This is a genomic window from Arthrobacter sp. FW306-05-C (assembly GCF_021801725.1).
Lineage (GTDB): Bacteria > Actinomycetota > Actinomycetes > Actinomycetales > Micrococcaceae > Arthrobacter.
On the sequence record NZ_CP084556.1, the window covers coordinates 4299678 to 4323229 of the forward strand.

A 23552-nucleotide genomic window follows, 5' to 3' on the forward strand; every position below is an offset into this window, starting at 1 on the left:
CGAATCGGTTCAGTTCTGGAGGGAGGCGTTGATTTTGTCGATGACCGGCAGGGCCTCGGCCAGGGCTTTGCGATCCTGGTCGGTGAGGGTGCTGAGGATTTCGGCCATCACGTGGTTGCGGCGCCTGTTGGCGGAGTCGACGGCGGCGCGGCCTTCTTCAGTCAGGATCACCCGGACGGCGCGGGAGTCCGCAGGGTCCGGCTCGCGGCGGGCCAGGCCCGCGCGCTCAAGCTTGATGATCTGTTCCGTGGCGCTGGGCACGCGGACCCCCAGGTTCCGGGCGATCTCGCCGACGCGCTGGCCTTCGCCGAGCAGCATCTTGAGGGTACTGAGCTGGGCGGCGCTGAGCTCACCGTCGGCGTCGAGGCGCCGGACCAGGTACACACTGTGGCGGAGGGCTTCGCGGAACCCGCTGGCAAGTTCCTGCAGCTTGGCATCGTCGGTATTCATCGTTAGGTAGCCTAACATTTAGGCATCCTAACGGTCAAGGCGTCAGAGGGCCAGCTTCATGCCGACGTGGCTGGCCTCGAATCCCAGTTGTTCGTAGAACCGGTGTGCCGCCGAGCGGCTTTTGTGGGTGGTCAGCTGCATCAGGGTGCAGCCCCGGCTCCGGGACTCCTGCACAGCCCATCCCACCATCAGCTTGCCGATGCCCTGGCCGCGAAGGGACGCTGCCACCCGGACGCCCTCCAGCTGCGAGCGCCAGGCTCCCTGGCGGGAGATGCCGGGGAGGAAGCTCAGCTGGAACGTGGCAACCACCGGTCCCGCGTTCTTGCCCGGGGGCACTGCTTCCCCTACCAGCAGCAGGTGGGCGGGATCAGCCTGAATGGCTTCGAAGGCGCGCCGGTACGGCTCCAGGTCCCGGGCCGCCTCGCGGCCGGCCCCCAAAGCATCGTCAGCCAGCAGCTGCACCATGGCGGGCAGGTCCGCGCGGGCGGCGCGGCGGAGGCGGAACGTGCCGCCGTCGACGTCGGCGGTGAACACTGTGGGCGCGGCATCCGGGGTAAGGGTCACCCGCCCAGCTTGGCACAAACAAAGAACGACGCCGGCACTTGGGCTTGGGTTCTAGTGGTCGTTGCAACACCCCTTAGTTTTGGGAGTTGCAACGACCATGTCGTCTTTAAGCGAGGGCAGGACCCCTCGACGGAGCTATACCTCCGGGGAAAGGGAAGGGTTCTTCCGGGCACTGGCAAGCGCGGGGAGTGTTGCTCTTGCCGCGGCTGAGCTCGGGCTTAAACCGTCGGCGTGCTACCGGTGGCTGCGTGAGGCGGGAATATCTGCCGGCACCATAAATGGCGGGAATGTCCGTGGGGCGAGAGTAACCCCGGAGGTGAAGGCAGCGTTCTTCAAGGCTTTGGCGCGTACCGGTAGCACTACGGTTGCCGCTGCCGAACTGGGGTTGAGCCGTCAAACTTGTTACAAGTGGACCCAGAAGGCCGGGCTTGCGCGGAAACGCACGGAAGGCCCCAGCCGTGAGGATTTCCGCAAGCTCCGCGAAGCTGGAATGACACGCCGGGAGGCTGCCAAAGAACTGGGCATTAACCGGTGCACGGCCCAGGAATGGGACAACGGGGTCAGAAGGACACGGAACGGGCGAATCTACCGTGATGGCCGCCGGGTCGATTACACCAGTGGTGTGATGACACTGACCACCGACGAAGCGATCACCGATTCTGGCGCGTTTCCCGCACTTGCGGCCTTGGAGAAACCACTGGATGCCAGATTCCTGACTTTGCAGGACCGGGAACGGATTGCTGACCTCCGCGCTGCCGGCACACCGGTCCGGAAGATCGCCAGGGAGCTGGGCCGGTCCGCCTCGACCATCAGCCGGGAACTGGCCAGGAACAGTGTCAACGATGGGAAGTATTACGCCTATGCAGCCCAACGTGCCGCGACCGCCCGGCGGCCCCGGCCCAAGGACAGCAAGCTGGTCACTCACCACCGGTTACGAAAGTATGTGAAGAAGAAGCTGCTTCGGCGCTGGTCACCGGAACAGATCAGCAACAAGCTGATCAGGAAGTTTCCCAACGACCCGGAGATGCGCGTGAGCCCAGAAACGATCTATCAGGCCCTCTACTTCCAGGCCCGCGGAGGACTCAAACGTGAAGTCCAGGCAGCTCTGCGCACCGGCCGGACGCGCCGTAAGCCTCACAAGGACCCCCAGCAGCGGCAGCCCCGCTTCGCTGACCCTATGGTGATGATCTCCGAACGCCCACCCGAAGTTGAAGACCGCGCCGTTCCAGGACACTGGGAAGGAGACCTGATCACCGGGGCAAGCAACCAGTCCGCCATCGCCACCCTCGTTGAACGCACCACCAGATACGTCATGCTCGTCCATCTGCCCGGAGACCACACCGCCGAAACCGTCCGTGATGGCCTCATCGCCACGATGAAGACACTCCCCGAACACCTCCGAGGCTCCCTGACCTGGGACCAGGGCGCGGAAATGGCAGCCCACAAATCCTTCACCATGGCCACGGACATGCAGGTCTACTTCTGCGACCCCGCCAGCCCCTGGCAACGCGGCTCCAACGAAAACACCAATGGCTTGCTGCGCCAATACTTCGAAAAAGGCACGGACCTATCCATCTATGGCCCCGAAGACCTCGAACACGTCGCCCAAGAACTCAACAGCCGACCACGCAAAACGCTCGGCTGGGACACCCCAGCCGAGCGTCTGCGTGATCTACTAATGACCACATAACACCAGCAGTGTTGCAACGACCCCTAGAAACCGCCGGGTAAGTGCCGGCGTCGTGGTTTCCGCAGTGGGTCGGTAAGTCCCGGGTGACCGGGTCAGGCGGGGGTGCGGGCCATCTCCGCCTGCCGCTCCTCTACCAGGACAGCGACGGCATTGAACAGCGGATGCTCCGGCTCCAGGCCGGTGATCCTTGCCGTGGCCTCTGCGGGGCTGGCCGATCCCAGGATGCCGGCCAGCTCGGTGGCCTCGGCATCGGCGGGATCGTTGAACCGCAGCGCGGCGGCGATCGCGCCCAGCAGGGCCTCGGGCACCACGCCGCGTTCGGCAAGTTCCGCGGCCGGGCCGATGAACCGCTCGTGCCGGCTCAGCTTCCGCAGCGGAGCGCGGCCCACGCGGTTGACGGTGTCCGGCAGGTACGGGTTGGAGAACCTGACCAGGATTTTCTGGACATAAGCTTCCTGCTCGTCGTTGCTGAACCCGTGCTTGGCCACCAGCAGCTGCTTGGTCTCCTCCAGCACCGCCCGCACGTCCTCGGCCACGTCCTGGTCCGCCATGGCGTCGGAGATCTTCTCCAGTCCGGCTTCGAACCCGAAGTAGGCCGCCGAGGCGTGCCCGGTGTTGACCGTGAACAGCTTGCGCTCGATGTAGGGCGAAAGGTCGTCCACGAACGTGGCACCGGGGATCACGGGGGCGGAATCACCGAAGGCCGTGCGGTCGATGACCCACTCGTAAAAGGTCTCCACGGTGACGTCCAGGCCCTGTCCGGCCTCCTGGTTGGGCACGATCCGGTCCACGGCGGTGTTGGCGAAAACTGCCTTGCCGTCCAGCACCGCAGCGGTAACCCCGGGCTGGGATGCCACCTCCTTGGCCAGGATGTCCGTGGCGTTGATCGCGTTCTCGCAGGCCATCACCTGCAGGGGTGCCAGGTCCGGCTCCCGCGCAACGATGCCCTTGGCGATCACGGGCGCCACGAACTTCAGGATGTGCGGACCCACCGCAGTGGTGACGATGTCCGCCGTCGAAATTTCCTGGACCAGTTCCGCTTCCTGGGCATTGGAGTTCAGGGCACGGAAGTTGTCCACGGTGCGCACGGCAGGGTTCTCCCCCACCTCGTGCACCGCGTAGCTGTCCGCCTCCTTGAGCCGGTTGATCAGCTCCTCGGCCACGTCCGCGAACACCACTTCGTACCCGGCATCGTGCAGGAGCAGGCCCACGAACCCCCGGCCGATGTTGCCGGCACCAAAATGTACTGCCTTCACTATGCGTTGACCTTTCCGAAGAGGTCCAGGACTTCATCCACGGAGGTGGCGGCTTCCAGGCGGGCCACCTGCTCCTTGTTGGTGAAGACCTTGGCGATGGAGGACAGGATGTGCAGGTGCTCGTTGTTGATGCCGGCAACGCCCACCACGAACTTCACCTGCTTGCCGTTCCAGTCGATGCCTTCCGGGTAGCGGATGACGGACACGGCCGACTTGCGGATGTGGTCCTTGGCGGCGTTGGTGCCGTGCGGGATGGCCAGGAAGCTGCCCATGTAGGTGGACACCGATTCCTCGCGTTCGTGCATGGCAGCGATGTAGCCCTCGTCCACGGCGCCGCGGGCCAGCAGCAACCGGCCGGCTTCGTCGATGGCGGCGTCGCGGGTGGTGGCCGAACCGGTCAGCACCACGCTCTCGCGGGCCAGGATCTCCGGCGAGCCGGCGGCGGGGGCAGGGGCTGCGTCGGCCGGGGCGTCGGCGGCGTGGGCACCGTGGGTGGTGCCGGCGTCGGCCGCCGCTGCCACTGCCGGCCCGGAGGCGGAGGCGCCGCCGGGTGTACCTGCTCCCGCGTCCGGCCCTTCGGTTGCCGCAGTACCTTCAGTGTTGCTCTCGCGGACCAGGTTAACGATCTCGTCGTAGCGGGGGCTGTTCATGAAGTTGTCCACCGAGTAGTGCATGGCGCTGGAGGTGACAGGCTTGGCGCGTTCGGTCAGGTCCTGGTGGGTGACCACCACGTCGTAGGTGTCGCTGAGGTTGGCGATGGAGGCGTTGGTGACCTTGACGTCCGGGAAGCCGGCCGCCTTGATCTTGTTCCGCAGCACCGAAGCGCCCATGGCACTGGAGCCCATGCCGGCGTCGCACGCGAACACAATGTTCCGCACAGGACCGGCCAGCACGCCCACTCCGCCGCGGCCCGCCGCTGCGCCCGCAGCCGTTCCGGCACCGGTCAGGTGGGAGGACACGGAACTCTTCTTGCCCTTCATCTCCTCCATGCGGGCGGTGGCATCGCCCAGGTCCGCTTCGTCGCTGTGCTTGGTGGTCTTCAGGATGACCGAAGAGACCAGGAAGGAAACTGCGGCCGCCAGGACCACGGAGAGGATCACGCCGAAGTAGCTGTCGCGGGAGGTCTGTGCCAGCACGGCGAAAATGGAGCCAGGGGCGGCCGGCGCCACCAGGCCGGAGTTGGTAACGGCAAGGGTGGCGATGCCGGTCATGCCGCCGGCGATGGTACCCAGGATCAGCAGCGGGCGCATCAGGACGTATGGGAAGTAGATCTCGTGGATGCCGCCGAGGAACTGGATGATGGCTGCGCCGGGAGCCGATGCCTTGGCGGCACCGCGGCCGAAGAATGTGTACGCAAGCAGGAGGCCCAGGCCGGGGCCGGGGTTGGCTTCCAGCAGGAAGAGGATCGACTTGCCCTGCTCAAGGGACTGCTGCACGCCCAGCGGGGTGAGCACCCCGTGGTTGATGGCGTTGTTGAGGAACAGGACCTTGGCCGGCTCGATGAAGATGCTGGTCAGCGGCAGGAGGCCGTTCTGTACCAGGAACTGCACGAAATTGCCCGCGGCGGTGCTGAAGGCGGTGACCAAAGGCGATATGCCGTAGAACCCCAGCAACGCCAACAGGGCGCCCCAGATGCCGGCGGAGAAGTTGTTGACCAGCATCTCGAAGCCGGGGCGGATCTTGCCGTCCCAGATCGAGTCGATCTTCTTCATGGTCCAGCCGCCAAGGGGGCCCATGATCATGGCGCCGATGAACATCGGGATGCCTGCGCCGACGATCACGCCCATGGTGCCGATTGCTCCCACCACGCCGCCGCGGACGTCGTAGACCATCTTGCCGCCGGTGTAGCCGATGAGCAGCGGCAGCAGGTAGGTGATCATGGGGCCTACCAGGCCGATGTTCGGCTTCCCGCCAGTCTCACCGAAACCACCCAGTTGCGGAACCGGCAGCCACCCCTTCTCGATGAAGAGGGCGGTGATGATGCCCCAGGCGATGAACGCCCCGATATTGGGCATGATCATGCCGGACAGGAATGTCCCGAACTTTTGGACGTGCACGCGCGCGCTGGTGCGGGGTTTTGCAACTGTCTCTGTTGCCATGTGATTTCCTAACCGTCATTTCCTGCTGCTCCGCAGGATTGGTTTCGATGATTACGACGATGTACTGCTGGGTATTACCGGGTTGTGTGGCTAACCTGCCGGGCTGGTGGAGATCCGGTGGAGCCATTCGAGGAAGAGCTTGAGTTCCGAGCTGGAAAGCTGGTCAGAGTGCGAAGCCTGAAGTGCGGCGTTCAGGGCGATCGCTGCCACCACCACCGAGGACTTCCCGGTGCCGCCCGGGGCCGGGCCGCTGGCAGGCTCGGCGGACACCGCGAAGATCATGGCGTCCCGGGTCATGGTGGACAATTCGAGGTTGCGTTCGGTGGCGGGCTCCGCAATCAGCATCAGCGTCACACCCACGTTGGCCGCCAGGATGGACCTGGCCGCCTCCCTTGGCTGGACATTCAGCTGGCCCGCCGCCGCTGCCTTGTTCAGCATCTCCTCCATCAACGCTTCGGCATCGGCCACAATGGCCGGCCGGCTTTCCGGGCGGATATTGCCGAACATCACCAGGTACAGCTCCGGCTGGTTGAGGCCGAACTGGACGTGGTTGTCCCACATTCTCCGGATGTCCTCAAGCGGCTGTCCGGAGGGGGCGAAATCCCTTTCGCCCGCGACATATTCTTCAAACCCTGCGGCGACGACGGCGTCGAACAAACCTTCCTTGTCACCGAAGTGGTGGTACAGCGTGGGAGCCGAAACCCCCGCCAGCTGGGTGATCTGGCGGGTGGAGACCGGTGCTCCCGCGGAATTGGCCAACAGTTCCGCGGCAGCACGAAGCAGCCGCATTTTGGGGGGAAGCTGGCCATCCAAACTCATAACCGCTACCCTAGCACCTATAGCGTTGCTATATGAACTGAATCACATACAATTTTTTCAGGCACGTTTCCTGCCCCTGGACGTAGCAGTCCTCCGGCCGGACCCGGCATGGCGCCGGAGCACTTGGCGGGCCTGTCTACCGGCAGAGAATGAGGACCTTCAGTGCAGAACTTCCCAGGAGTAGGCGTCAGCCCAGGCCGCGTCATCGGCACGATCCGGCAGATGCCCAAGCCGATCAGCGAGCCTCCCGCCGGTGAACAGCTGGCCCCTGACACCACTGCCGAAGAAGCCACCGCAGCGTTGAAGGCTGCAGCCCAGGCCGTGCACGACGAACTGAAGGACCGTGCCGCCCACGCCACCGGCGACGGCAAGGCCGTCCTGGAAGCAACTGCCCTGATGGCCAAGGACACCATGCTGATCAAGGGCGCGGCCAAGCTGGTGGCCCGGGGTGTTTCTGCCGAACGCGCCATCTGGGAATCCGGCTCCTCGGTGTCCGAAATGCTGCACAACCTGGGCGGTTACATGGCCGAACGCGCCACCGATGTCCTCGATGTGCGCGCCCGGATCGTCGCCGAGCTGCGGGGCGTAGCCGCACCCGGCATCCCCGCCTCCAACGCCCCCTTCGTCCTGGTGGCAGAAGACCTGGCCCCCGCGGACACCGCAACCCTGGACCCCAACAAGGTCCTGGCCCTCGTCACCGCCGGCGGCGGCCCCCAGTCCCACACCGCCATCATCGCCCGCTCCCTCGGCCTGCCCGCCGTGGTGGCCGCCGTCGGTGTTGACGAACTGCCCGACGGCACCGAGGTCTACGTGGACGGCGCTGCCGGCCTCATCACCGTCGAGCCGGACGATTCCCTGCGCGCAACGGCGGAAGCCTGGGCTGCCACGGCATCACTGCTCGCGGAATTCACCGGCACGGGCGCGACGGCGGACGGCCACGAAGTGCCGCTGCTGGCCAACGTGGGCGGCGGCAAGGACGCCGAGGCGGCCGCAAAGCTGGGAGCCCAGGGCGTGGGGCTCTTCCGCACCGAGTTCTGCTTCCTGGAACGGGACACCGAACCCAGCGTCGAGGAACAGGCCGCAGCCTACAAGAGCGTCTTCGACGCCTTCCCCGGCAAGAAGGTGGTCCTGCGGACGCTGGATGCCGGCGCCGACAAGCCGCTGCCCTTCCTGACCGATTCCACCGAACCCAACCCGGCCCTGGGTGTCCGCGGCTACCGCACTGATTTCACCACCCCCGGTGTCCTTGACCGGCAGCTGGAAGCCATCGCCCTGGCCGAGCAGCAGTCCCAGGCCGACGTCTGGGTCATGGCACCCATGATCTCCACGGCGGAAGAAGCCGCCCGCTTCGCCTCCATGTGCGCTGACGCCGGCATCAAGACCCCGGGCGTGATGGTGGAGGTTCCGTCCGCGGCCCTCACCGCCGAATCCATCCTCCGCGAAGTCGGCTTCGCGAGCTTGGGAACCAACGACCTCACGCAGTACGCCATGGCCGCCGACCGCCAGCTCGGCCCGCTGGCCAACCTGAACACCCCGTGGCAGCCCGCGGTCCTGCGCCTCGTTGGGCTGACCGTCGAAGGCTCCCGCGCGGAAGGCCACAACAAGCCCGTGGGCGTCTGTGGTGAGGCTGCCGCCGATCCCGCCCTCGCCGTCGTCCTTACCGGCCTTGGCGTCAGCACCCTGTCCATGACCGCCCGCTCGCTGGCCGCAGTGGCAGCGGTCCTGAAGACGGTCACCCTGTCCGAGGCGCAGGAACTGGCCAAGCTGGCCCTGTCCGCACCGAGCGCCACCGAGGCACGGGCATGGGTCCGGGAGAAGCTGCCGGTCCTGGAGGAGCTGGGGCTCTGACGCCCCCCGCCCGCCTCCGGTACACCGGCTGCGGCCGGGATAGGCTACATGCATGGCACTGATAGCCCCCCGCGTCACGGCCGGCCTGCCCGCCGGCGATGCGCGCAGCCTTGCGCGCGCCCTTGAGGACAGCAATGACATCACCGTGTTCGTTGACGGCACTGTCCACCGCCTGCCCGGACAGGCGCGGGACGCCGTCGTGGACCTCCTCGCCAGGCTGGGCCGTGGCGAGACGGTGACCGTGAGCAGCGTGGAGGACATGTTGACCACCTCGCAGGCAGCCGAACTGGCGGGGATCTCGCACACCTACCTGCGCAACATGACTGACCGCGGCGAGATCCCGGTGGAGTACCGCGGCTCGCACCGCCGCATCCGGACGGCCGACATCATGGCTTGGCTCGAAAAGCAGAAGCTTGCGGAACAGAAGCGCAAGCAGGAAAAGAACGCCGGGGACAACGCCGGCGCGGGCGAGTAGTGCGGACGCGGATGGCTTGGCCGCGGGCCCGGAAAGACATTGCGCTGCAGTCAGCCGACGTGGAAGCGAACGGCTTTCAGGGGCGCATCCTCTGGTCAGACGGAACTCCTGCACCGGGACTGGAGGCTGCGGCCGGTGCGGCAGCACCGGCCTATATCCTCATCCACGGCATCGGTGTTTCGCACCGCTACCTGCGGCGCCTGCATGGCCAACTTGCCGCCGTCGCGCCCACCTATTCGCTGGACCTTCCGGGATTCGCCGCAACACCCAAGCCCGGCAGGCAGCTGTCCGTGGCGGACTATGGCGCCTTCATCGCGCAGGTGCTGAAGGCCAGCGGCATCAGCTCGTACATCCTGGTGGGGCATTCGATGGGCGTGCAGTTCGCCATCGAGGCCGCCCTCTACGCGCCAGGCCAGGCGCAACGGGTGGTGCTGATGGGCCCGGTGGTGGACTCGCGGCACCGCAGCCTGCGGCGGCAGGGCTTGGCCCTGTTCCTTGATGCGCTCCTCCGCGAGAGCGCCTCCTCCAACTGGCTCGTCGTTTCGGACTACTTCCGCTGCGGCCCGCGCTGGTACTTGACTGAGTTGCCCGTGATGATGTCCTATCCAACCGAGCTGCGGCTCGCGGGGATCAACGTGCCGGTCCTGGTCCTGCGGGGCAGCCACGACCAGGTGGCAGGCGGCGATTGGTCGCTCCGGCTCTCTCGCGTGGTGCAGCAGGGCAGTTTCGTCGAGATAGCGCGAGCGGGGCACGTGGTCCAGCACCTGCGCCCCCGGCTGGTGGCCGACGCCATCAAATCCTGGGCCGCGCGGCCCACCGGCGCATCTTGAGCGCGGCGTGCAGTTCCAGGCGGGGAAGCCCCTTCAGGGGGTCCACGCCCAGCAGTTGGCGGATCCGGCCCAGCCGGTTGTAGATGCTGCTCCGGTGCAGGTGGAGCTTGCCGGCCACGTCCTGGACCGATCCGTCGTTGTCATAGAGCAGTTCCAGCACGGGGATGAGCTCGCCGTTGCGGTCGTGGTCCTCAAGCATTCGGAAGTACACCGATCCGGAGTCCGCCCAGGCCCCCACTCCTCCCCCGGCCGAAGCCAGGAGCTGGTACACGCCGGTGGACCTGCAATCCACCAGCTCGCCCAGCTGCGGATCCACCGCCGCGGCCTGGGCCGCCACGCGGGACTGCCGGTATGCCTCGGCGAGCTGCCTGGTCTTGGCGAAGCCCTCGCTGATGCCCAGGATGATCCGGTGGACCGGACGGCCAGAGCGCTTTGCCAGCTCCAGCTGGTAGTGGACCAGGACCTGCGCATGGTTGGCGCGGCCGGTCGATTCCCGGAACAGCACCACCGAATGGGTCTCCGTGCCGGCACTGAAGAGGGCGGCATCCATGCCCACCGTTGCCTGCAGCGCCGTGGAGCGGTGGATCAGTGTGGACGCGATGGGGTCCGGGCCGCTGGCCCACCCGTCGGCATCAAGTACCGTGACCATCTGCCACGGCCCCCGGCCCTGGACTTCCTTCCATCCCGCCACCGCCGCCACCGCGTTGGGTTCTCCGGAACAGGCCAGCAGGAACTCACGCTCCCGACTCCGCCGGAATTCGGATTCGGCAGTATTGGAGTCGAGCAGGAGGCCGGAAAGCAGCTCCAGCTCATGGTTGACGGCCGGCAGCTGGGTGAGGATCGCCGTCGGGCTTTCCTCCGCCGAGTCCTGCTGCACCCAGAGGTACCCCACCCGGAAACCCCGGACCATCAGCGGGACGCAGACCCGGCCCAGCATGCCCAGGTCCGGGTTGGCCGGGACCACGACGGGGCGCACGGCGGTGGCGATCCCATGCGACAGCTGCCACGCGCTCACGTCCGCAGGTACCTTCTTGCTCAGGAGGAAGTTCACCCGCACCCGGTCGGCGTGGGACTGGTTGGAGCTGTAGGCAAGCAGCAGGCCGTCCAGGTCCTCTAGGGACAGGCCGCGGCCCAGCTTCTGCGCCACCTGTTCGACCAGCTGTTCCACACCCTGCTGCTGCATGGGCCAACAGTACTGCCTTCAAAGCGCCCGGGACGAACGGACAGGAGGCGACACCTGACGCTTCAGGACTCGACAGATGTCGAGCTGAAGCGGCGAAAAACCGCAGAAATCCGCGGTTTTGAAGTCTGCGCCACCCACCCGTCATGTCGGCTGGCTCACAGCGGGATTTATCGTTGAAACACCAAAATCCTTCCGCATTTCCCGGCCCACCGGCCCCAAAAACTGGAGCAGACGATGATCATCGGCGTCCCCAAAGAGATCAAGAACAACGAATTCCGGGTGGCCATCACCGCCGCCGGCGTCCACGAGTTCCTCACCCACGGACACACCGTCCTGGTGGAGCGTGGGGCGGGCCTGGGCTCGGGCATCACCGACGAGGAATATTCAATTGCCGGCGCCGAGATCGTCAACGAAGCCGATGACGTTTGGGCCCGCGCGGACATGGTGATGAAGGTCAAGGAACCCATCAAGTCCGAGTACCACCGCTTCCGCAAGGGCCTGATCCTCTTCACGTACCTGCACCTGGCCGCCGAACCGGAGCTGACCAAGGAGCTCATCAACTCCGGCGTCACCGCCATCGCCTACGAAACCGTCCAGGAGGGCCGGACCCTCCCGCTGCTGGCCCCGATGTCCGAGGTTGCCGGCCGCCTCTCCGTCCAGGTGGGTGCCACCTCACTGATGGCTCCGGCCGGCGGCAAGGGCGTCCTGCTCGGCGGCGTGCCCGGCGTCCGCCCCGCCAAGGTGGTTGTCCTGGGCGCCGGCGTGGCCGGCACCAATGCCGCAGCCATGGCCCTGGGCCTCGGCGCCGACGTCACCATCCTGGACATCAACATCAACCGCCTCCGTGAACTGGACGCCCAGTACCAGGGCCGGCTGAAGACCGTGGCCTCCAACAAGTACGAAATCGAAAAGTCCGTGGTGGATGCGGACCTGGTGATCGGTTCAGTCCTGATTCCCGGCGCCAAGGCCCCCAAGCTCGTCACCAACGACCTCGTGGCCCGCATGAAGCCCGGTTCGGTCCTGGTGGACATCGCCGTGGACCAGGGTGGCTGCTTCGAGGACACGCACCCCACCACGCACCAGGAACCGACGTACAAAGTGCACGAGACCATCTTCTACTGCGTGGCCAACATGCCCGGCGCCGTGCCCAACACCTCCACCTACGCGCTGACCAACGTCACCCTGCGGTACGCCGTGGCACTGGCCAACCTTGGCGTCAAGGCCGCCTTCGACCGCGATCCGGCCCTCGCCGCCGGCCTCAACATCGCCGCCGGCCACGTGGCACACCACTCCGTGTCCGAGGCCCACGGCCTGCCCCTCGTCGCCGACTGGCACGAGCTCGTTTCGGCCTAGTCCCTCCATCGATTGCTCCGTACTTGTCCTTTTGAACCCTCAAAACGACACCTACGGAGCAATCGATTGGCTTTTAACCAGTTCGCGGGCACTCTCGATAATCTTTAGGACCTCAACGGCGTCCTCTGGGTTCACCGGGAGGGGCAGGGGAGACTCTGCTCCGCCGTCGAGGATCTTGTTCGCCAGCAGGCGGTAGAACTCCGGGTAGTTTCCGCGCTCGGTGGGAAGCCGGTCCAGGTGGCCGTCGCGGCCCAGGAGTCCGGCCCACTCGGGTGCCTCGACGCCGTACTCCGCGTCCAGGGGGCTCCCGCCGGCGGCGATGTACGGTTCCTGCGGGTCCACCCCATGCTTGGTGAAGCCGCCAATCGACCCCAGCACCCGGAAGCGCGGCCCCTGCTGCGCGCACAGCATGTTCATTGTCAGGTGGCTGACCACTCCGGAATTATGCTGCAGGGCCAGGAAGACGTCGTCCTCCGCCCGTTCGTCGGAACGCCGCGCCGTCAGCTCAGCATGCAGCACGGTGGCCGGACCAAAGAACTGCAGCGCCTGGTCGATCAGGTGGCTGCCGAGATCGAAGAGCGTTCCTCCCCCGTCGGCTGCGGTGGCCCTTGCTTTCCAGGCTTTGGCGATGGTGGGCGACCAGCGCTCAAACCGCGACTCGAACCTGGTCACCGTACCCAGGGCCTGGGCGGCCAGCAGCTTTTGCAGGGTGAGGAAGTCGCCGTCCCACCTGCGGTTGTGGAACACCGTCAGGACGCGGCCCCGCTGCCGGGCCAGGTCAACCAGTTCCTGTCCCTGCCCGCTGGTGACGGCGAACGGCTTGTCCACCACCACGTCCAGGCCCGCCTCCAGCGCAGCCTTGGCCAGGGGGTGATGGGTCAGTGGCGGCGTCGCCAGCACCACAAGGTCAAGGTCCGCTGCCCGCTCGAGGACGGCGGCCCCGTCGCGCACCACCTTCACCCCCGGGAGCCGGGATGAGGCAGCCGCCTGCCGCCCGGCGTCGGATGTTGCGATGACGTCAAGCGAGTAGCTGGCGTTGGTGGCCAACAGCGGCGCGTGAAACACGCTGCCGGCGAGTCCATAGCCGACGACGGCGGTGCGGATGGTGCGGGGTTCGCCTTCGGTACCGGTCATGGAAACTACGCTACCGCCGCTGCCGAAGGCACAAAGAAGAAAGCCGGCACCCCTAGTGCCCAGGGATGCCGGCTTCTACGTCAGGTGGCTAAGGCCGCCGAAGTGGTGGTTACTTCTTTTCCCAGCCGAGGGTGGTCCAGTCCGGAACCTGGGAAAGGCTCTGGAACAGGGACGGTCCGTAGTTGGCCAGGCCCTTGCGCACGAAGGAGATCTGCGGGCCGTTGAAGACCACGCCCATGGAGTAGTACTTGGCCATGTGCTCCTTCTCCACGTCCATCGCTGCCTTGTTGCGGGCGGCGTTGTCCTCGATGGAGGCGAGGTCGGCGATCTTCTTGTCCAGCTCGGCGTCGCCCAGCTTGTTCTCGTTGACCTTGGAGTCGTAGTACTGCTTGACCGCATCCGTGGCGTCAGCACCAACCGTGTAGCCGGAGATGCTCAAGTCGAATTCGCGGCTGCCCAGCACCTTTCCGAAGTCGGCGGAGGCGCGCTGGTCAATCCCCACGTCCATACCGCCGGCCTGGAGCTGCTTCTGCAGGGTCTGGGCCACAGCCAGGGTGGTGGGGTCGTCACCGAAGTTGCTGATCTTGAAGGCGGCGGGCTTGCCGTCCTTCTCCATGACGCCGTTGGCGTTGGCCGTGTAGCCGGCATCGGTGAGGACCTTCTTGGCGGCGTCCGGGCCGGTTTCCTTGACCGGGTAGTTGTCCTGGTAGTACTCGGAGAACGGCAGCAGCATCATGGAGCCGGAGCTCGGCTCTTCCCAGTTAAGGCCGTTGAAGCGGACCTTGCGGAGGGCTTCGCGGTCCACGGCGGCGAAGATCGCCTTGCGGACATTGACATCGGTGATGCGCTGGGCGTTCAGGTTCAGGCCACCGGCGAACAGCCGCTGGCCCCGGCGGATATCGGTATCCTTGGTGCCATCCACCTGCTTGTAGAGGGAGATGGTGTTGGCGTTCATGGCATCAATCTCGCCGTTCTTGAACGCGGCAATCTGGGCGCTGGTTTCCAACTGGCGGAAGGTCACGTTGGACAGGACGGGCTTCTGGCCCCACCACTTGTCGTTCGGCACCAGGGTGACGGTCTTGGCGGCGGTGTCGTACTGGTCCAGCTTGAAGGGGCCGGCCATCCACTCGGGGTGCAGGTTGCCGTTGTAGCCCTCGTTGAAGATCTCGGGGGTATTGACGGCGGGGTGGATGAGACCGAAGAAGAGCGAATCCACCGGGAAGACCGGGCGGCTGGTCTTGACGATGACTTCCTTGTCGTTGCTGCCCGCCTCAACCGAATCAACGAACTCGTAGGCGCCGGAGCTGACGATGTCGTAGCCGGCGTCAGGGCTCTTGAGGATGTTCCAGGTGTTTTTGAAGGCCTTGACGTCAATGGGGGTGCCGTCGTTGTAGGTGGCCTTGGGATTCACCTTGATGGTGATGGTTTGCTTGCCGTCCTTGACCTCACTGTCCACCGACTCGCAGAAATCCGTGTTCGGGGTGACCTTGCCCTTGAAGTCCACCTTCCAGCAGCCGCCGATGCCGCCGCTGTTCATTCCCACCGGGTTCATGGGCACCTGGAGCGCCGAGTTGTCCGCACTGTTGCCGTTGTTGGAGAACCCGTTGAAGTCGGGGCCGATGTTACCCAGCGGCAGGGTGACTTTGCCGCCCTGCTGAAGGTCCGCTGCCGGCTTCTCGTTGATGCTGATCAGTTTGGACAGGTCGCTGCCCGATTCCTGCCCCTTCGCGGTTTCGGGGCCGCCGGCACCGCCACCGCCGCCGCAGGCCGTCAGCGCCAGGGCCGCAGCAACTGCTGCAGCTCCGCCGATCCTGTTCAGTTTCCTCATGGTTTTCCCTTCATAGGTGCGAGTGGTGGAGCGTGTGGGTCGAGAAGTCTCAGGGTGCATGGTGGTCCGCGGGTTCATGGACCACCAACATGTCCTCATCCAGTTCCCCGTCCGGGAAGAAGCAGGCGAACCGCTGGTCCCTGGCGGATGCCGCAGCTTCCAGTGGTGGTTCGAGGGTGAGGCACTTTTCCTGCTTGGCCGGCGGCAGCGCCGCGAAGACAGGACAACGGGTGGCGAAGTTGCAGCCCTTGGGTGCCTGCAGCGGCGAGGGCAGGTCACCCTGGAGTATGATGCGTTCGCGGGTTCGTTCCAGGTGCGGGTCCGGCACGGGGATGGCGGAGAGCAGCGCCCGGGTATAGGGGTGGCGGGGGTTGTCGAACACCCGGTCCACGGCCCCGATCTCCACGATCTTGCCGAGGTACATGACGGCCACGCGGTTGGAGATGTGGCGCACTACGGAAAGGTCGTGCGCCACCAGCAGGTAGCTCAGGCCGAGTTCGGCGCGCAGGTGGTCCAGGAGGTTGATGACACCGGCCTGGACCGACACGTCCAGGGCCGACACCGGCTCGTCCAGGACCACCAGCTTGGGGTTCACGGCCAACGCGCGGGCGATCCCGATCCGCTGCCGCTGGCCGCCGGAGAACTGGTTGGGGAAGCGGTTGACGTGGTCCGGTTGCAGACCCACGAGCTTCATCAGCTCCATGATCCGTTTCCTGATGGCGGCGCGGTCCATGCCCGCGTTCTGCAGCGGCTCGGCAAGGACCTCGTAGACCGTGAACCGCGGATCCAGGGCACCGGTGGGGTCCTGGAACACCATCTGGAGTTCGCGGCGCATCTTGCCCTTGGTCTTAGCGTCCGCCGCCTGCTTGTTGCTCAGGCCGCCAATCACCACCTCGCCGTCCTGGTCCGGGTGGAACTCCATGATCTCCAGCAGCGTGGTGGTCTTTCCAGACCCCGATTCGCCCACGATGGAGAAGCACTCGCCTTCACGGATATCGAAGCTCAGGCCATCCACCGCCTTGACAGTGCCGATCCTGCGCTTGATCAGGGCGCCCCTGGTCAGCGGAAAGTGCTTCTTCACGTCCTTGAGTTGCAGCACGGTGGTCCGCTCTGCCCGGGGAATTGCGTCGAAGCGGGACACCGGCACGGGCGGGGCCGCGAACACATCGTGGACGTCCACATCCCCGCCCAGGGCGTCGGACTTGATGCAGGCGGCACGGTGCAGTCCCTGGCCGTCGACGGATTCCAGGGCGGGCTCGCCCTCCAGGCAGGCGTCGGAGGCCAGCGGGCAGCGGGGTGCGAACGAACAACCGTTAGGCGGCTGCAGGAGGTTCGGCGGCATGCCCGCGATGGGAACCAGCGAAGTCTTCTCAGCCATGTCTACGCGCGGGACGGCGCCGAGCAGGCCCAGGGTGTAGGGCATCCGGGGGTTGTAGTAGATATCGTCCACGGCGCCGGTCTCCACGGGCTTGCCCGCATACATGACCATGATGTCGTCCGCCATCCCGGCCACCACGCCCAGGTCGTGCGTGATCATGACGACGGCGGCTCCGGTCTCCTCCTGTGCTGTGTGCAGCACTTCGAGGACCTGCGCCTGGATGGTGACGTCCAGGGCCGTGGTGGGCTCGTCGGCGATCAGGACACGCGGGTTGTTGGCGATGGCGATGGCGATCATCACGCGCTGGCGCATGCCGCCGGAGAACTCGTGCGGGAATGCTTTCAGCCGTTCCTTGGGGCTGGGAATGCCCACCATGGCCAGGAGTTCGACGGCGCGCGCCTCCTTGGCTTTGTTGCTCATGGTGGGGTGGTGGATGGTGAGCGCTTCGATGATCTGGGTGCCGACCGTGAAGACCGGCGTGAGGGAGGACAGCGGGTCCTGGAACACCATCGCCAGGTCGTTGCCGCGGTACTGGCACATGTCCTTGTCGCTGAGTCCCAGCAGTTCACGGCCCTTGAGCCGGACGGACCCGGAAACCTCTGCTGTTGGCGGGAGGAGTCCCATGATGGCCAGGGAGGTGACGGATTTGCCGGAGCCCGATTCACCCACGATCCCGAGTGTCTTTCCCGGCATCAGGTCAAAGTCGACGCCCCGGACCGCGTGGACCACGCCGTTCTCGGAATTGAAACGGACGTTGAGGTCGCGGACCGACAGGACCGCGTCCGTCGGGGCATGTAGCCCTGCCACGTGCAGGCGCTCGACGTCGGACCGTGCTGGCTGGGTGGCTCCGGTGGTGGTTTCGCTGCTCATGCCGTCTTCTTTTCCGCCGTGATTTTCCGGGCCCTGGCCTTCTTGGCCTTGCCGGTGGAACTGGAGCTGGGGTCAAAGGCGTCACGCAGGCCGTCGTTCATCATGGCCAGGGATCCGGTCAGCAGGAACATGACGGCGAGCGGAACCCAGAACATCCATGGGAAGGTCTGCACCTGCGAGGTTGCGGCGCCGATCAACACGCCGAGGCTCACATCCGGGACCTTGATGCCGATGCCGATGAAGGAGAAGGCCACCTCGGCAAGGATTGCGGCGGTGACGCCGCGGGTGATGTCCAGGATCAGCAGCGAGCCGATGTTCGGCACCAGGTGCCGCCAGACGATCCGGCGCGGCGGGACGCCCATGTACTGGGCCGCCTTGACGAAGTCCCGCTGCATCAGCGACATGGACATGGAACGGATCAGGCGTGCGGTGCCCATCCAGCTGAACACCAGCAGGACGATGATGAGCAGCAGCCACGACGGCAGCTCGCGCTTAAGGCCTGCGCCTCCGCCGCTGGTGGCCACTGCCACCACCAGGAGCGCTGGCATCATGATCAGCGCTTCCAGGACGAACAGCATGACCTTGTCCACCTTGCCGCCGAAGTAGGCCATGGTGCAGCCGTAGACCGCGGCGATCAGGACCGAGACAAGTCCCACCACCAGGCCGATCAGGATGGAAATCCTGGTGCCCTCGACGGTCATGGCGTAGAGGTCGATGCCCGCCTGGGACGTGCCGAGGTAGTGGTCGGCTGACGGCGGCATCCCGATGCTGAAGGGGTCGATGGTCTCCTTGTCCCACTGGGTGAAGAACCCGCCGATGAACGAGAAAACCGTCAGGGCCAGGAAGATGGCCAGCCCCGCAACGGCCGTCTTGTTGCGCAGGAACCGGCGGAAGATGATGGTGTTTTTGCCGATGACGACATCGGCATTGTCCAGGTGCGCGTCCTGCGCCACGGCTGCCGGGTCGACGGCGTTGAGGTTGGTCATGGCTACTGCACCCGCACTCTCGGGTCGACAAGCGTGGTGGCGAAGTCCGCCAGGATGGCGCCAATGGCGAAGATCACGGAGCCGTAGGCCAGGGTGGCCGTGGCGGCGTTGACGTCCTGCAGCGAAATCGCATCAATGCTCCAGGAACCGACGCCGGGCCAGGCGAAGATTTTTTCGGCGAAGAAACCGCCGGCGAAGATGGCCGGGATGGTGAAGGCGATGCTTTGGGCCACCGGGATGAAGGAGACGCGCAGTGCATGCCGGGCGATGGCCTGGTTCCGGCTCAGGCCCTTAGCCCGGGCGGTCCTGACGAAGTCGGCGTTGACGTTGTCCAGCAGGTACTGCCGCTGCGCGATCTGGTAGGCGCCCCAGCCCACCAGGGTGATGGCCACCGTGGGCACAACATAATGGGCCAGCAGGTCAACGAACTGGGGCCAGCCGGGCTCGACACCTGGAGTTGAGATGCCCGTGACAAAGAAGATGCGGTTCCCCGCTGATTCGTTGATGCTGATGGCGGCCAACTGCACAAGGAAGTAGGCGATGGGCGCGGGCACGATGTAGGCAAGGTAGCTGTAGGACGTGATGGCGCGGTCCTGGAACTTGTACTGCCGGGCCGCCGAATAGACGCCCAAGGCAACACCGATGACCAGGGTCAAAATGATCGACGCCAGGAAGAGCCGGGTGGAGATCCAGACGCGGTCCCCGAACTCGGCGTTGATGTAGGCACCGTTGGGGCTCCGGCCCCAGTCCCAGCGGGTGACGATGCCGGTCAGCCAGTCAACGTAGCGCTCCCATGGGCTGAGGTCCGGGTCCAGTCCCTTCAACCGCATGGAGTTGGCGACCTGTTCCGGGGTTGGCCGGGGGATCCGCTCCTGCTCGAGGAGTGCCGGCTTGAGTGAACTGACAGCCAGGAAATAACCGGCGGACGTGGTGAGGAAGATCATCACCACATAGGTGATGCCGCGCTTGGCGAGGTACTTGAGCATGTGCGCTGCTGGATCCTTCCGTCTTCCCCGGACAAGCACGGATTGTGCCGCCTCACCGGGTCCTGCACCAGCGGGTAGCTGGCTTCCCGCAGCCCTGGGGCCGGTCCTGGTGGACTATGTCGCGGGTCACATTCCAGAGGAAACTATCACAAGCCCCGACCCAAAAAGCTCGGTAATCCACGGAAATCGGGCGCGCCGTATCAGATCGTTATGAATAGTTCTGTGAAGTTTGTATGACTGGACGGGCGGAACCTCCAGCACGTAACCTACGCGGCTGTTACAACACGTGTCACAAGATCGCGCCACGAGACGGCAAGACGGTCACGTGTGACTCCGTGGTCGCGGATGAGGTGCAGGAGCCGTTCGGGGTCCAGGGTTGCGGTAAGGGAGCCGGCCATCAACCACGGCTCCGGCGACTGCACTCCAGCTTCACGCAGCAGCATTTCCACGTGCTGGTTCCAGAGGGCGACGGCCGGCACCTCGAACCGTCCCCGGGAGGCATGACCGGCCGCGAGGACCAGGTCCCCGAACTCCACCACGTAGGCAATCCGCTCGGTCCCGAAGGTAATGAGCCGCTCGAGGGGCGCAGCGCCCGGCCCCATGGGCGGCGGACCGAACAGGAAGCGGGCCTGGAAGGCGGCCTCGGAGTCATTCAACAGGGTCAGCATCAGTCCGGCCCTGCTCCCGAAGCGGCGGAAGACGGTGCCTTTGCCCACGCCTGCGTGCTCGGCCAGGCGGTCCATGGTGAGCGCCGCCGCTCCGCCCTGTTCGATCAGTTCGCGGGCAGCCAGCAGGAGGCGCTCCCGGTTCCGGGCAGCATCGCTGCGCTCCGCGGCCGTGACCGGAGCCGTTTCCGGCCGCACTGGGATGGAACTCACAAAGACAGTGTAGCCAGAGGGAATAGAAGCGGACCGCGGTCCGTTTACTCTGTTGAAAGGCTCGAAGCCTGAAGTTCGACCGAAGGCGGCCTGCGGCCGCGCCCCCCAAACCAGGAGTTTCCATGACCAAGAGCACCGTACTGACCCTTGTCGGCAGCCTCCGCGCCGGATCCACGAACCAGAAGCTGGCGGAAGCCATCCAGCTCAACGCACCGGAGCAGGTGGACGTGGTGATCCACGAAAGCCTGGGCAACATCCCGTTCTACAACGAGGACATCGACGTCGAAGGCCAGGTCCCGGCCGCGGCGGCAGCACTGCGTGCTGCAGCCGAAGAGGCTGACAGCGTCCTGCTGGTCACCCCCGAGTACAACGGCACCGTTCCCGCCACCCTGAAGAATGCCATCGACTGGCTGTCCCGCCCCTTCGGCGCCGGCGCCCTGGCAGGCAAGCCGACCGCCGTCGTCGGCACCGCTTTTGGCCAGTACGGCGGCGTGTGGGCCCAGGATGAGGCCCGCAAGGCCGCCGGCATCGCAGGCGCCAAGGTCCTGGAAGACGTCAAGCTTGCCGTCCCCGGCTCCATGATGCGCTTCGCCGAGGTCCACCCCAAGGACGACGCCGAGGTAGTGGAGCAGATCAAGGGCATCTTCGACGCCCTGGCCGCATCCGCGCCCGCAGCCTAGCCCGTCACGCACCCCGCAGTGTCCGGTACGCCCCGTGCGTCCCGGACACTGCCGCGTTTAAGGGCAGGCGCAGGCACCGTGACCAACTCTTGTCCCAACCGGTACCGTCCGGACATCCCCGGCGGGAAGACCGGCCGTAGCGTTAATCCACTGGAACTACCGGATCGGATTGCGGCCCCATGGCAGGAAAAAGACGCTGGGACAGCTGTGGGCGTGCCGCCATGGCTGCCGCAGGATGCCTGGCCCTGCTGCTCACCGCTTGCAGCGCCCCGCTCCCCCGCCCGGAGGGGCAATCCCCCGCTCCAGCGGGAAGCACCGGACCAAGTGCCGCCCCACTGGCCTTCCTTCCCGCCACAATTGCCGGCACTGAATCCGGACGCGGGGCGCCCGCGGCCTCGCCCGCCCCTGGCAGCGGCACCGAGGCTACGGCCCCGCCGGTAAGGGCCTACTTCGTGCTGATGGACGACGGCGGCAGGCACGGCGTCCGCTTTGGCTGCAACGACAGCCTGGTTGGCGCTGCCCTGGCCGGCGGCGCGGGAGACGACAGGCTTAAGGCAGCTGTCAACGCCATCCTGGGCGGTGGACAGCAGCCGGAAAATCTGTACAACGCGCTGGGCAGCTCCCGGCTAAGGTTCCTGTCCGGCAGCTTCGACGGCACCACTGTCACGGTCTACCTGGCAGGAACCCTCAACCCGGGCGGGACCTGCGACCTTCCCCGCATTGAGGCCCAGCTGACCCAGACGGCACTTGAAGCCGTCGGCGCCGTCAAAGCCGCCATCTACATCAACGGCGAGACCTTGGCGGACTACCTGAAGTTGAAGTAGCGCGCCCCCCGGTGCCGAACCTCGCGCCGGTAAATCAGGGATAAACAGCTGTTGCTTTTGAAGCAACAGCTGGCTGTATCCTGACTCTGTGAGCCACGAGACACTTGACGCTGCGGCCGGCACGCTTCCGGCAGAGGCCATTGACGCCATCGAACGTGCCGCCACCTCGGCGCACCGGCATGAGGAACTCTTCTCCGAGCGTGCGGCAAACATCCGACAGTCGGCCGTGCGCGACGTCTTCGACATCTCCATGCGGCCTGGCCTGGTGTCCCTGGCCGGTGGAAGCCCCTACCTGCAGTCGCTGCCGCTCGACCGCCTGGCAGCGACGGCCGCCAAGATCATCGCCGAAGACGGCCTCACAGCCCTGCAGTACGGCGCCGGGCAGGGAACCGCTGAACTGCGGGCCCAGATCTGCGAGGTGATGGCCACCGAAGGCATCCTCGATGCCAAACCGGAGAACGTGGTGATCACCGCCGGTTCCCAGTCCGCACAGGACGTGGCCACCAAGCTTTTCTGCAATCCCGGCGACGTGGTGCTGGTGGAGGACCCCACCTACGTGGGCGCGTTGAACACTTTTGAGGCGTACCAGGTCCAGGTGGAGACGGTGGAAATGGACCAGTACGGCTTGGTTCCGGAACTGCTGGAGGCCCGCATCGCAGCCCTGCAGCTGGCCGGGAGGAGCATCAAGTTCCTGTACACCATCCCCAACTTCAACAACCCCTCCGGCATCACCCTGGCCAAGGAACGCCGGCAGCAGGTGGTGGATATATGTCGCCGTGCCAATATCCTGGTGCTGGAGGACAACCCCTATGGCCTGCTCCGTTTCGAGGGGGAATCCCTGGCTCCCCTCCGGGCCGCCAACCCGGACGACGTGATCTACCTGGGCTCCTTTTCCAAGATCTTCGCTCCCGGCCTCCGCATCGGCTGGGCCCTGGTACCGGAGCACCTGCAGCGCCGCTATTACCTTGCCGCGGAGTCCGTGACGCTCTGCCCACCTGCCCTGAACCAGATGCTGGTCTCGGCCTATCTGCGCGGGTACGACTGGAAGGGGCAGATCGAGACCTACCGGGGGCTTTACGCCGAAAGGTGCCGGGCCATGCTGGCCGCCCTCAAGGAATTCATGCCGGCCGGAACATCCTGGACCAGTCCGCAGGGCGGCTTCTTCGTCTGGGTGACTTTGCCCGAAGGCGTCGATACCTACCCTCTGTTGCACAAGGCGATCGACGCCGGGGTGGTGTTTATCCCGGGAGCCGCCTTCACGCCGTCGGACGAGCCGTCCAACAAGCTGAGGCTCGCCTTCAGCGCCGTGCCTCCCGACGCGATCGCCGAAGGAGTGCGCCGCCTGGCGCCGGTGCTGCAGGAAGCCATCGCCGCGCTGTAGCGTAAGCCACACGAAAGCCGTAAACCGAGCAAAGGAGCAT

At 65.8% G+C, this 23552-nt stretch carries 19 protein-coding genes and 1 pseudogene; 8 read left to right on the forward strand and 12 right to left on the reverse strand.

Annotated elements, in window-relative coordinates:
- Nucleotides 1-9: 9 nt before the first annotated feature.
- Together LFT44_RS19930 and LFT44_RS19935 are read right to left on the reverse strand one after the other, a co-directional pair.
- Nucleotides 10-450: a MarR family winged helix-turn-helix transcriptional regulator gene (locus LFT44_RS19930; protein WP_236800242.1), complete on the reverse strand. Its 441-nt coding sequence runs from the start codon at nucleotides 448-450 to the stop codon at nucleotides 10-12.
- Nucleotides 451-492: 42 nt separating this feature from the next.
- Nucleotides 493-984: a GNAT family N-acetyltransferase gene (locus tag LFT44_RS19935; RefSeq protein ID WP_236802964.1), complete on the reverse strand. Its 492-nt coding sequence runs from the start codon at nucleotides 982-984 to the stop codon at nucleotides 493-495.
- 520 nt (nucleotides 985-1504) lie between these two features.
- On the opposite strand from LFT44_RS19935, the gene LFT44_RS19940 reads away from it, so the two are divergent.
- Nucleotides 1505-2704: an IS30 family transposase gene (locus tag LFT44_RS19940; RefSeq protein ID WP_442863690.1), complete on the forward strand. Its 1200-nt coding sequence runs from the start codon at nucleotides 1505-1507 to the stop codon at nucleotides 2702-2704.
- 92 nt (nucleotides 2705-2796) lie between these two features.
- On the opposite strand, the gene LFT44_RS19945 is transcribed toward LFT44_RS19940, so the two are convergent.
- The 3 genes from LFT44_RS19945 to LFT44_RS19955 form a co-directional block, all read right to left on the reverse strand.
- A complete protein-coding gene (locus LFT44_RS19945) occupies nucleotides 2797-3960 on the reverse strand; it encodes a mannitol-1-phosphate 5-dehydrogenase (protein WP_236800243.1) in 1164 nt (387 codons plus the stop codon).
- Nucleotides 3960-6059, reverse strand: a complete 2100-nt coding sequence (locus tag LFT44_RS19950; RefSeq protein ID WP_236800244.1) for a PTS mannitol transporter subunit IICBA — start codon at nucleotides 6057-6059, stop codon at nucleotides 3960-3962. The genes LFT44_RS19945 and LFT44_RS19950 overlap by 1 nt, the downstream gene beginning before the upstream one ends.
- A 90-nt stretch (nucleotides 6060-6149) precedes the next feature.
- Entirely contained in the window at nucleotides 6150-6878 is a 729-nt protein-coding gene (locus LFT44_RS19955; RefSeq protein ID WP_159629673.1) for a TetR/AcrR family transcriptional regulator, read from the reverse strand.
- 162 nt (nucleotides 6879-7040) lie between these two features.
- Between LFT44_RS19955 and ptsP the strand changes: the two genes are divergently transcribed.
- The 3 genes from ptsP to LFT44_RS19970 are packed head-to-tail and all read left to right on the forward strand — an operon-like array spanning nucleotide 7041 to nucleotide 10031.
- On the forward strand, nucleotides 7041-8726 hold the full coding sequence (gene ptsP / locus LFT44_RS19960) for a phosphoenolpyruvate--protein phosphotransferase (RefSeq protein WP_236800245.1): 1686 nt from the start codon (nucleotides 7041-7043) through the stop codon (nucleotides 8724-8726).
- A 52-nt stretch (nucleotides 8727-8778) separates the two neighbouring features.
- Entirely contained in the window at nucleotides 8779-9201 is a 423-nt protein-coding gene (locus LFT44_RS19965; RefSeq protein WP_236800246.1) for a helix-turn-helix domain-containing protein, read from the forward strand.
- Nucleotides 9202-9212: 11 nt separating this feature from the next.
- Nucleotides 9213-10031: an alpha/beta fold hydrolase gene (locus tag LFT44_RS19970; protein ID WP_236800247.1), complete on the forward strand. Its 819-nt coding sequence runs from the start codon at nucleotides 9213-9215 to the stop codon at nucleotides 10029-10031.
- Here the strand turns inward: LFT44_RS19970 and LFT44_RS19975 are convergent.
- Nucleotides 9994-11359 (reverse strand): annotated as a pseudogene (locus LFT44_RS19975) (PucR family transcriptional regulator). The gene LFT44_RS19970 and the pseudogene LFT44_RS19975 sit on opposite strands and share 38 nt — an antisense overlap.
- 89 nt (nucleotides 11360-11448) lie before the next feature.
- Between LFT44_RS19975 and ald the strand changes: the two are divergent.
- The gene (gene ald / locus LFT44_RS19980) at nucleotides 11449-12567 is read left to right on the forward strand and encodes an alanine dehydrogenase (protein ID WP_236800248.1); all 1119 of its coding nucleotides are present in this window, start codon (nucleotides 11449-11451) and stop codon (nucleotides 12565-12567) included.
- A gap of 51 nt (nucleotides 12568-12618) precedes the next feature.
- Here ald and LFT44_RS19985 read toward each other — a convergent pair whose 3' ends face one another.
- The 6 genes from LFT44_RS19985 to LFT44_RS20010 all read right to left on the reverse strand — a co-directional run bounded on the left by LFT44_RS19985 (nucleotide 12619) and on the right by LFT44_RS20010 (nucleotide 20627).
- Nucleotides 12619-13701: a Gfo/Idh/MocA family protein gene (locus tag LFT44_RS19985; RefSeq protein WP_236800249.1), complete on the reverse strand. Its 1083-nt coding sequence runs from the start codon at nucleotides 13699-13701 to the stop codon at nucleotides 12619-12621.
- Between the two features lie 109 nt (nucleotides 13702-13810).
- Nucleotides 13811-15529, reverse strand: a complete 1719-nt coding sequence (locus LFT44_RS19990) for an ABC transporter family substrate-binding protein (protein ID WP_236800250.1) — start codon at nucleotides 15527-15529, stop codon at nucleotides 13811-13813.
- Nucleotides 15530-15578: 49 nt separating this feature from the next.
- Nucleotides 15579-17777: an ABC transporter ATP-binding protein gene (locus tag LFT44_RS19995; RefSeq protein WP_236800251.1), complete on the reverse strand. Its 2199-nt coding sequence runs from the start codon at nucleotides 17775-17777 to the stop codon at nucleotides 15579-15581.
- Entirely contained in the window at nucleotides 17774-18763 is a 990-nt protein-coding gene (locus LFT44_RS20000; protein ID WP_236800252.1) for an ABC transporter permease, read from the reverse strand. The genes LFT44_RS19995 and LFT44_RS20000 overlap by 4 nt, the downstream gene beginning before the upstream one ends.
- 2 nt (nucleotides 18764-18765) lie before the next feature.
- Nucleotides 18766-19749: an ABC transporter permease gene (locus LFT44_RS20005; RefSeq protein ID WP_236800253.1), complete on the reverse strand. Its 984-nt coding sequence runs from the start codon at nucleotides 19747-19749 to the stop codon at nucleotides 18766-18768.
- A gap of 266 nt (nucleotides 19750-20015) precedes the next feature.
- A complete protein-coding gene (locus LFT44_RS20010; RefSeq protein ID WP_236800254.1) occupies nucleotides 20016-20627 on the reverse strand; it encodes a TetR/AcrR family transcriptional regulator in 612 nt (203 codons plus the stop codon).
- Between the two features lie 122 nt (nucleotides 20628-20749).
- Between LFT44_RS20010 and LFT44_RS20015 the strand changes: the two genes are divergently transcribed.
- The 3 genes from LFT44_RS20015 (at nucleotide 20750) to LFT44_RS20025 (ending at nucleotide 23512) form a co-directional block, all read left to right on the forward strand.
- Nucleotides 20750-21307: an NAD(P)H-dependent oxidoreductase gene (locus tag LFT44_RS20015; RefSeq protein WP_236800255.1), complete on the forward strand. Its 558-nt coding sequence runs from the start codon at nucleotides 20750-20752 to the stop codon at nucleotides 21305-21307.
- Between the two features lie 179 nt (nucleotides 21308-21486).
- Nucleotides 21487-22131: a GerMN domain-containing protein gene (locus tag LFT44_RS20020; protein WP_236800256.1), complete on the forward strand. Its 645-nt coding sequence runs from the start codon at nucleotides 21487-21489 to the stop codon at nucleotides 22129-22131.
- 88 nt (nucleotides 22132-22219) lie between these two features.
- Entirely contained in the window at nucleotides 22220-23512 is a 1293-nt protein-coding gene (locus tag LFT44_RS20025; protein WP_236800257.1) for an aminotransferase-like domain-containing protein, read from the forward strand.
- The last annotated feature ends 40 nt before the right edge of the window (nucleotides 23513-23552 follow it).

Bases quoted from the DNA above. Each gene is read 5' to 3' on its own strand.
- LFT44_RS19950 (WP_236800244.1), bottom strand. From the start codon at position 6,059: ATGGCAACAGAGACAGTTGCAAAACCCCGCACCAGCGCGCGCGTGCAC.
- LFT44_RS19990 (WP_236800250.1), bottom strand. From the start codon at position 15,529: ATGAGGAAACTGAACAGGATCGGCGGAGCTGCAGCAGTTGCTGCGGCC.
- LFT44_RS20020 (WP_236800256.1), top strand. From the start codon at position 21,487: ATGGCAGGAAAAAGACGCTGGGACAGCTGTGGGCGTGCCGCCATGGCT.
- LFT44_RS19955 (WP_159629673.1), bottom strand. From the start codon at position 6,878: ATGAGTTTGGATGGCCAGCTTCCCCCCAAAATGCGGCTGCTTCGTGCT.
- LFT44_RS19985 (WP_236800249.1), bottom strand. From the start codon at position 13,701: ATGACCGGTACCGAAGGCGAACCCCGCACCATCCGCACCGCCGTCGTC.
- LFT44_RS19940 (WP_442863690.1), top strand. From the start codon at position 1,505: ATGACACGCCGGGAGGCTGCCAAAGAACTGGGCATTAACCGGTGCACG.
- LFT44_RS19995 (WP_236800251.1), bottom strand. From the start codon at position 17,777: ATGAGCAGCGAAACCACCACCGGAGCCACCCAGCCAGCACGGTCCGAC.
- LFT44_RS20000 (WP_236800252.1), bottom strand. From the start codon at position 18,763: ATGACCAACCTCAACGCCGTCGACCCGGCAGCCGTGGCGCAGGACGCG.
- LFT44_RS19970 (WP_236800247.1), top strand. From the start codon at position 9,213: ATGGCTTGGCCGCGGGCCCGGAAAGACATTGCGCTGCAGTCAGCCGAC.
- ald (WP_236800248.1), top strand. From the start codon at position 11,449: ATGATCATCGGCGTCCCCAAAGAGATCAAGAACAACGAATTCCGGGTG.
- LFT44_RS19930 (WP_236800242.1), bottom strand. From the start codon at position 450: ATGAATACCGACGATGCCAAGCTGCAGGAACTTGCCAGCGGGTTCCGC.
- LFT44_RS19965 (WP_236800246.1), top strand. From the start codon at position 8,779: ATGGCACTGATAGCCCCCCGCGTCACGGCCGGCCTGCCCGCCGGCGAT.
- LFT44_RS20015 (WP_236800255.1), top strand. From the start codon at position 20,750: ATGACCAAGAGCACCGTACTGACCCTTGTCGGCAGCCTCCGCGCCGGA.
- LFT44_RS20005 (WP_236800253.1), bottom strand. From the start codon at position 19,749: ATGCTCAAGTACCTCGCCAAGCGCGGCATCACCTATGTGGTGATGATC.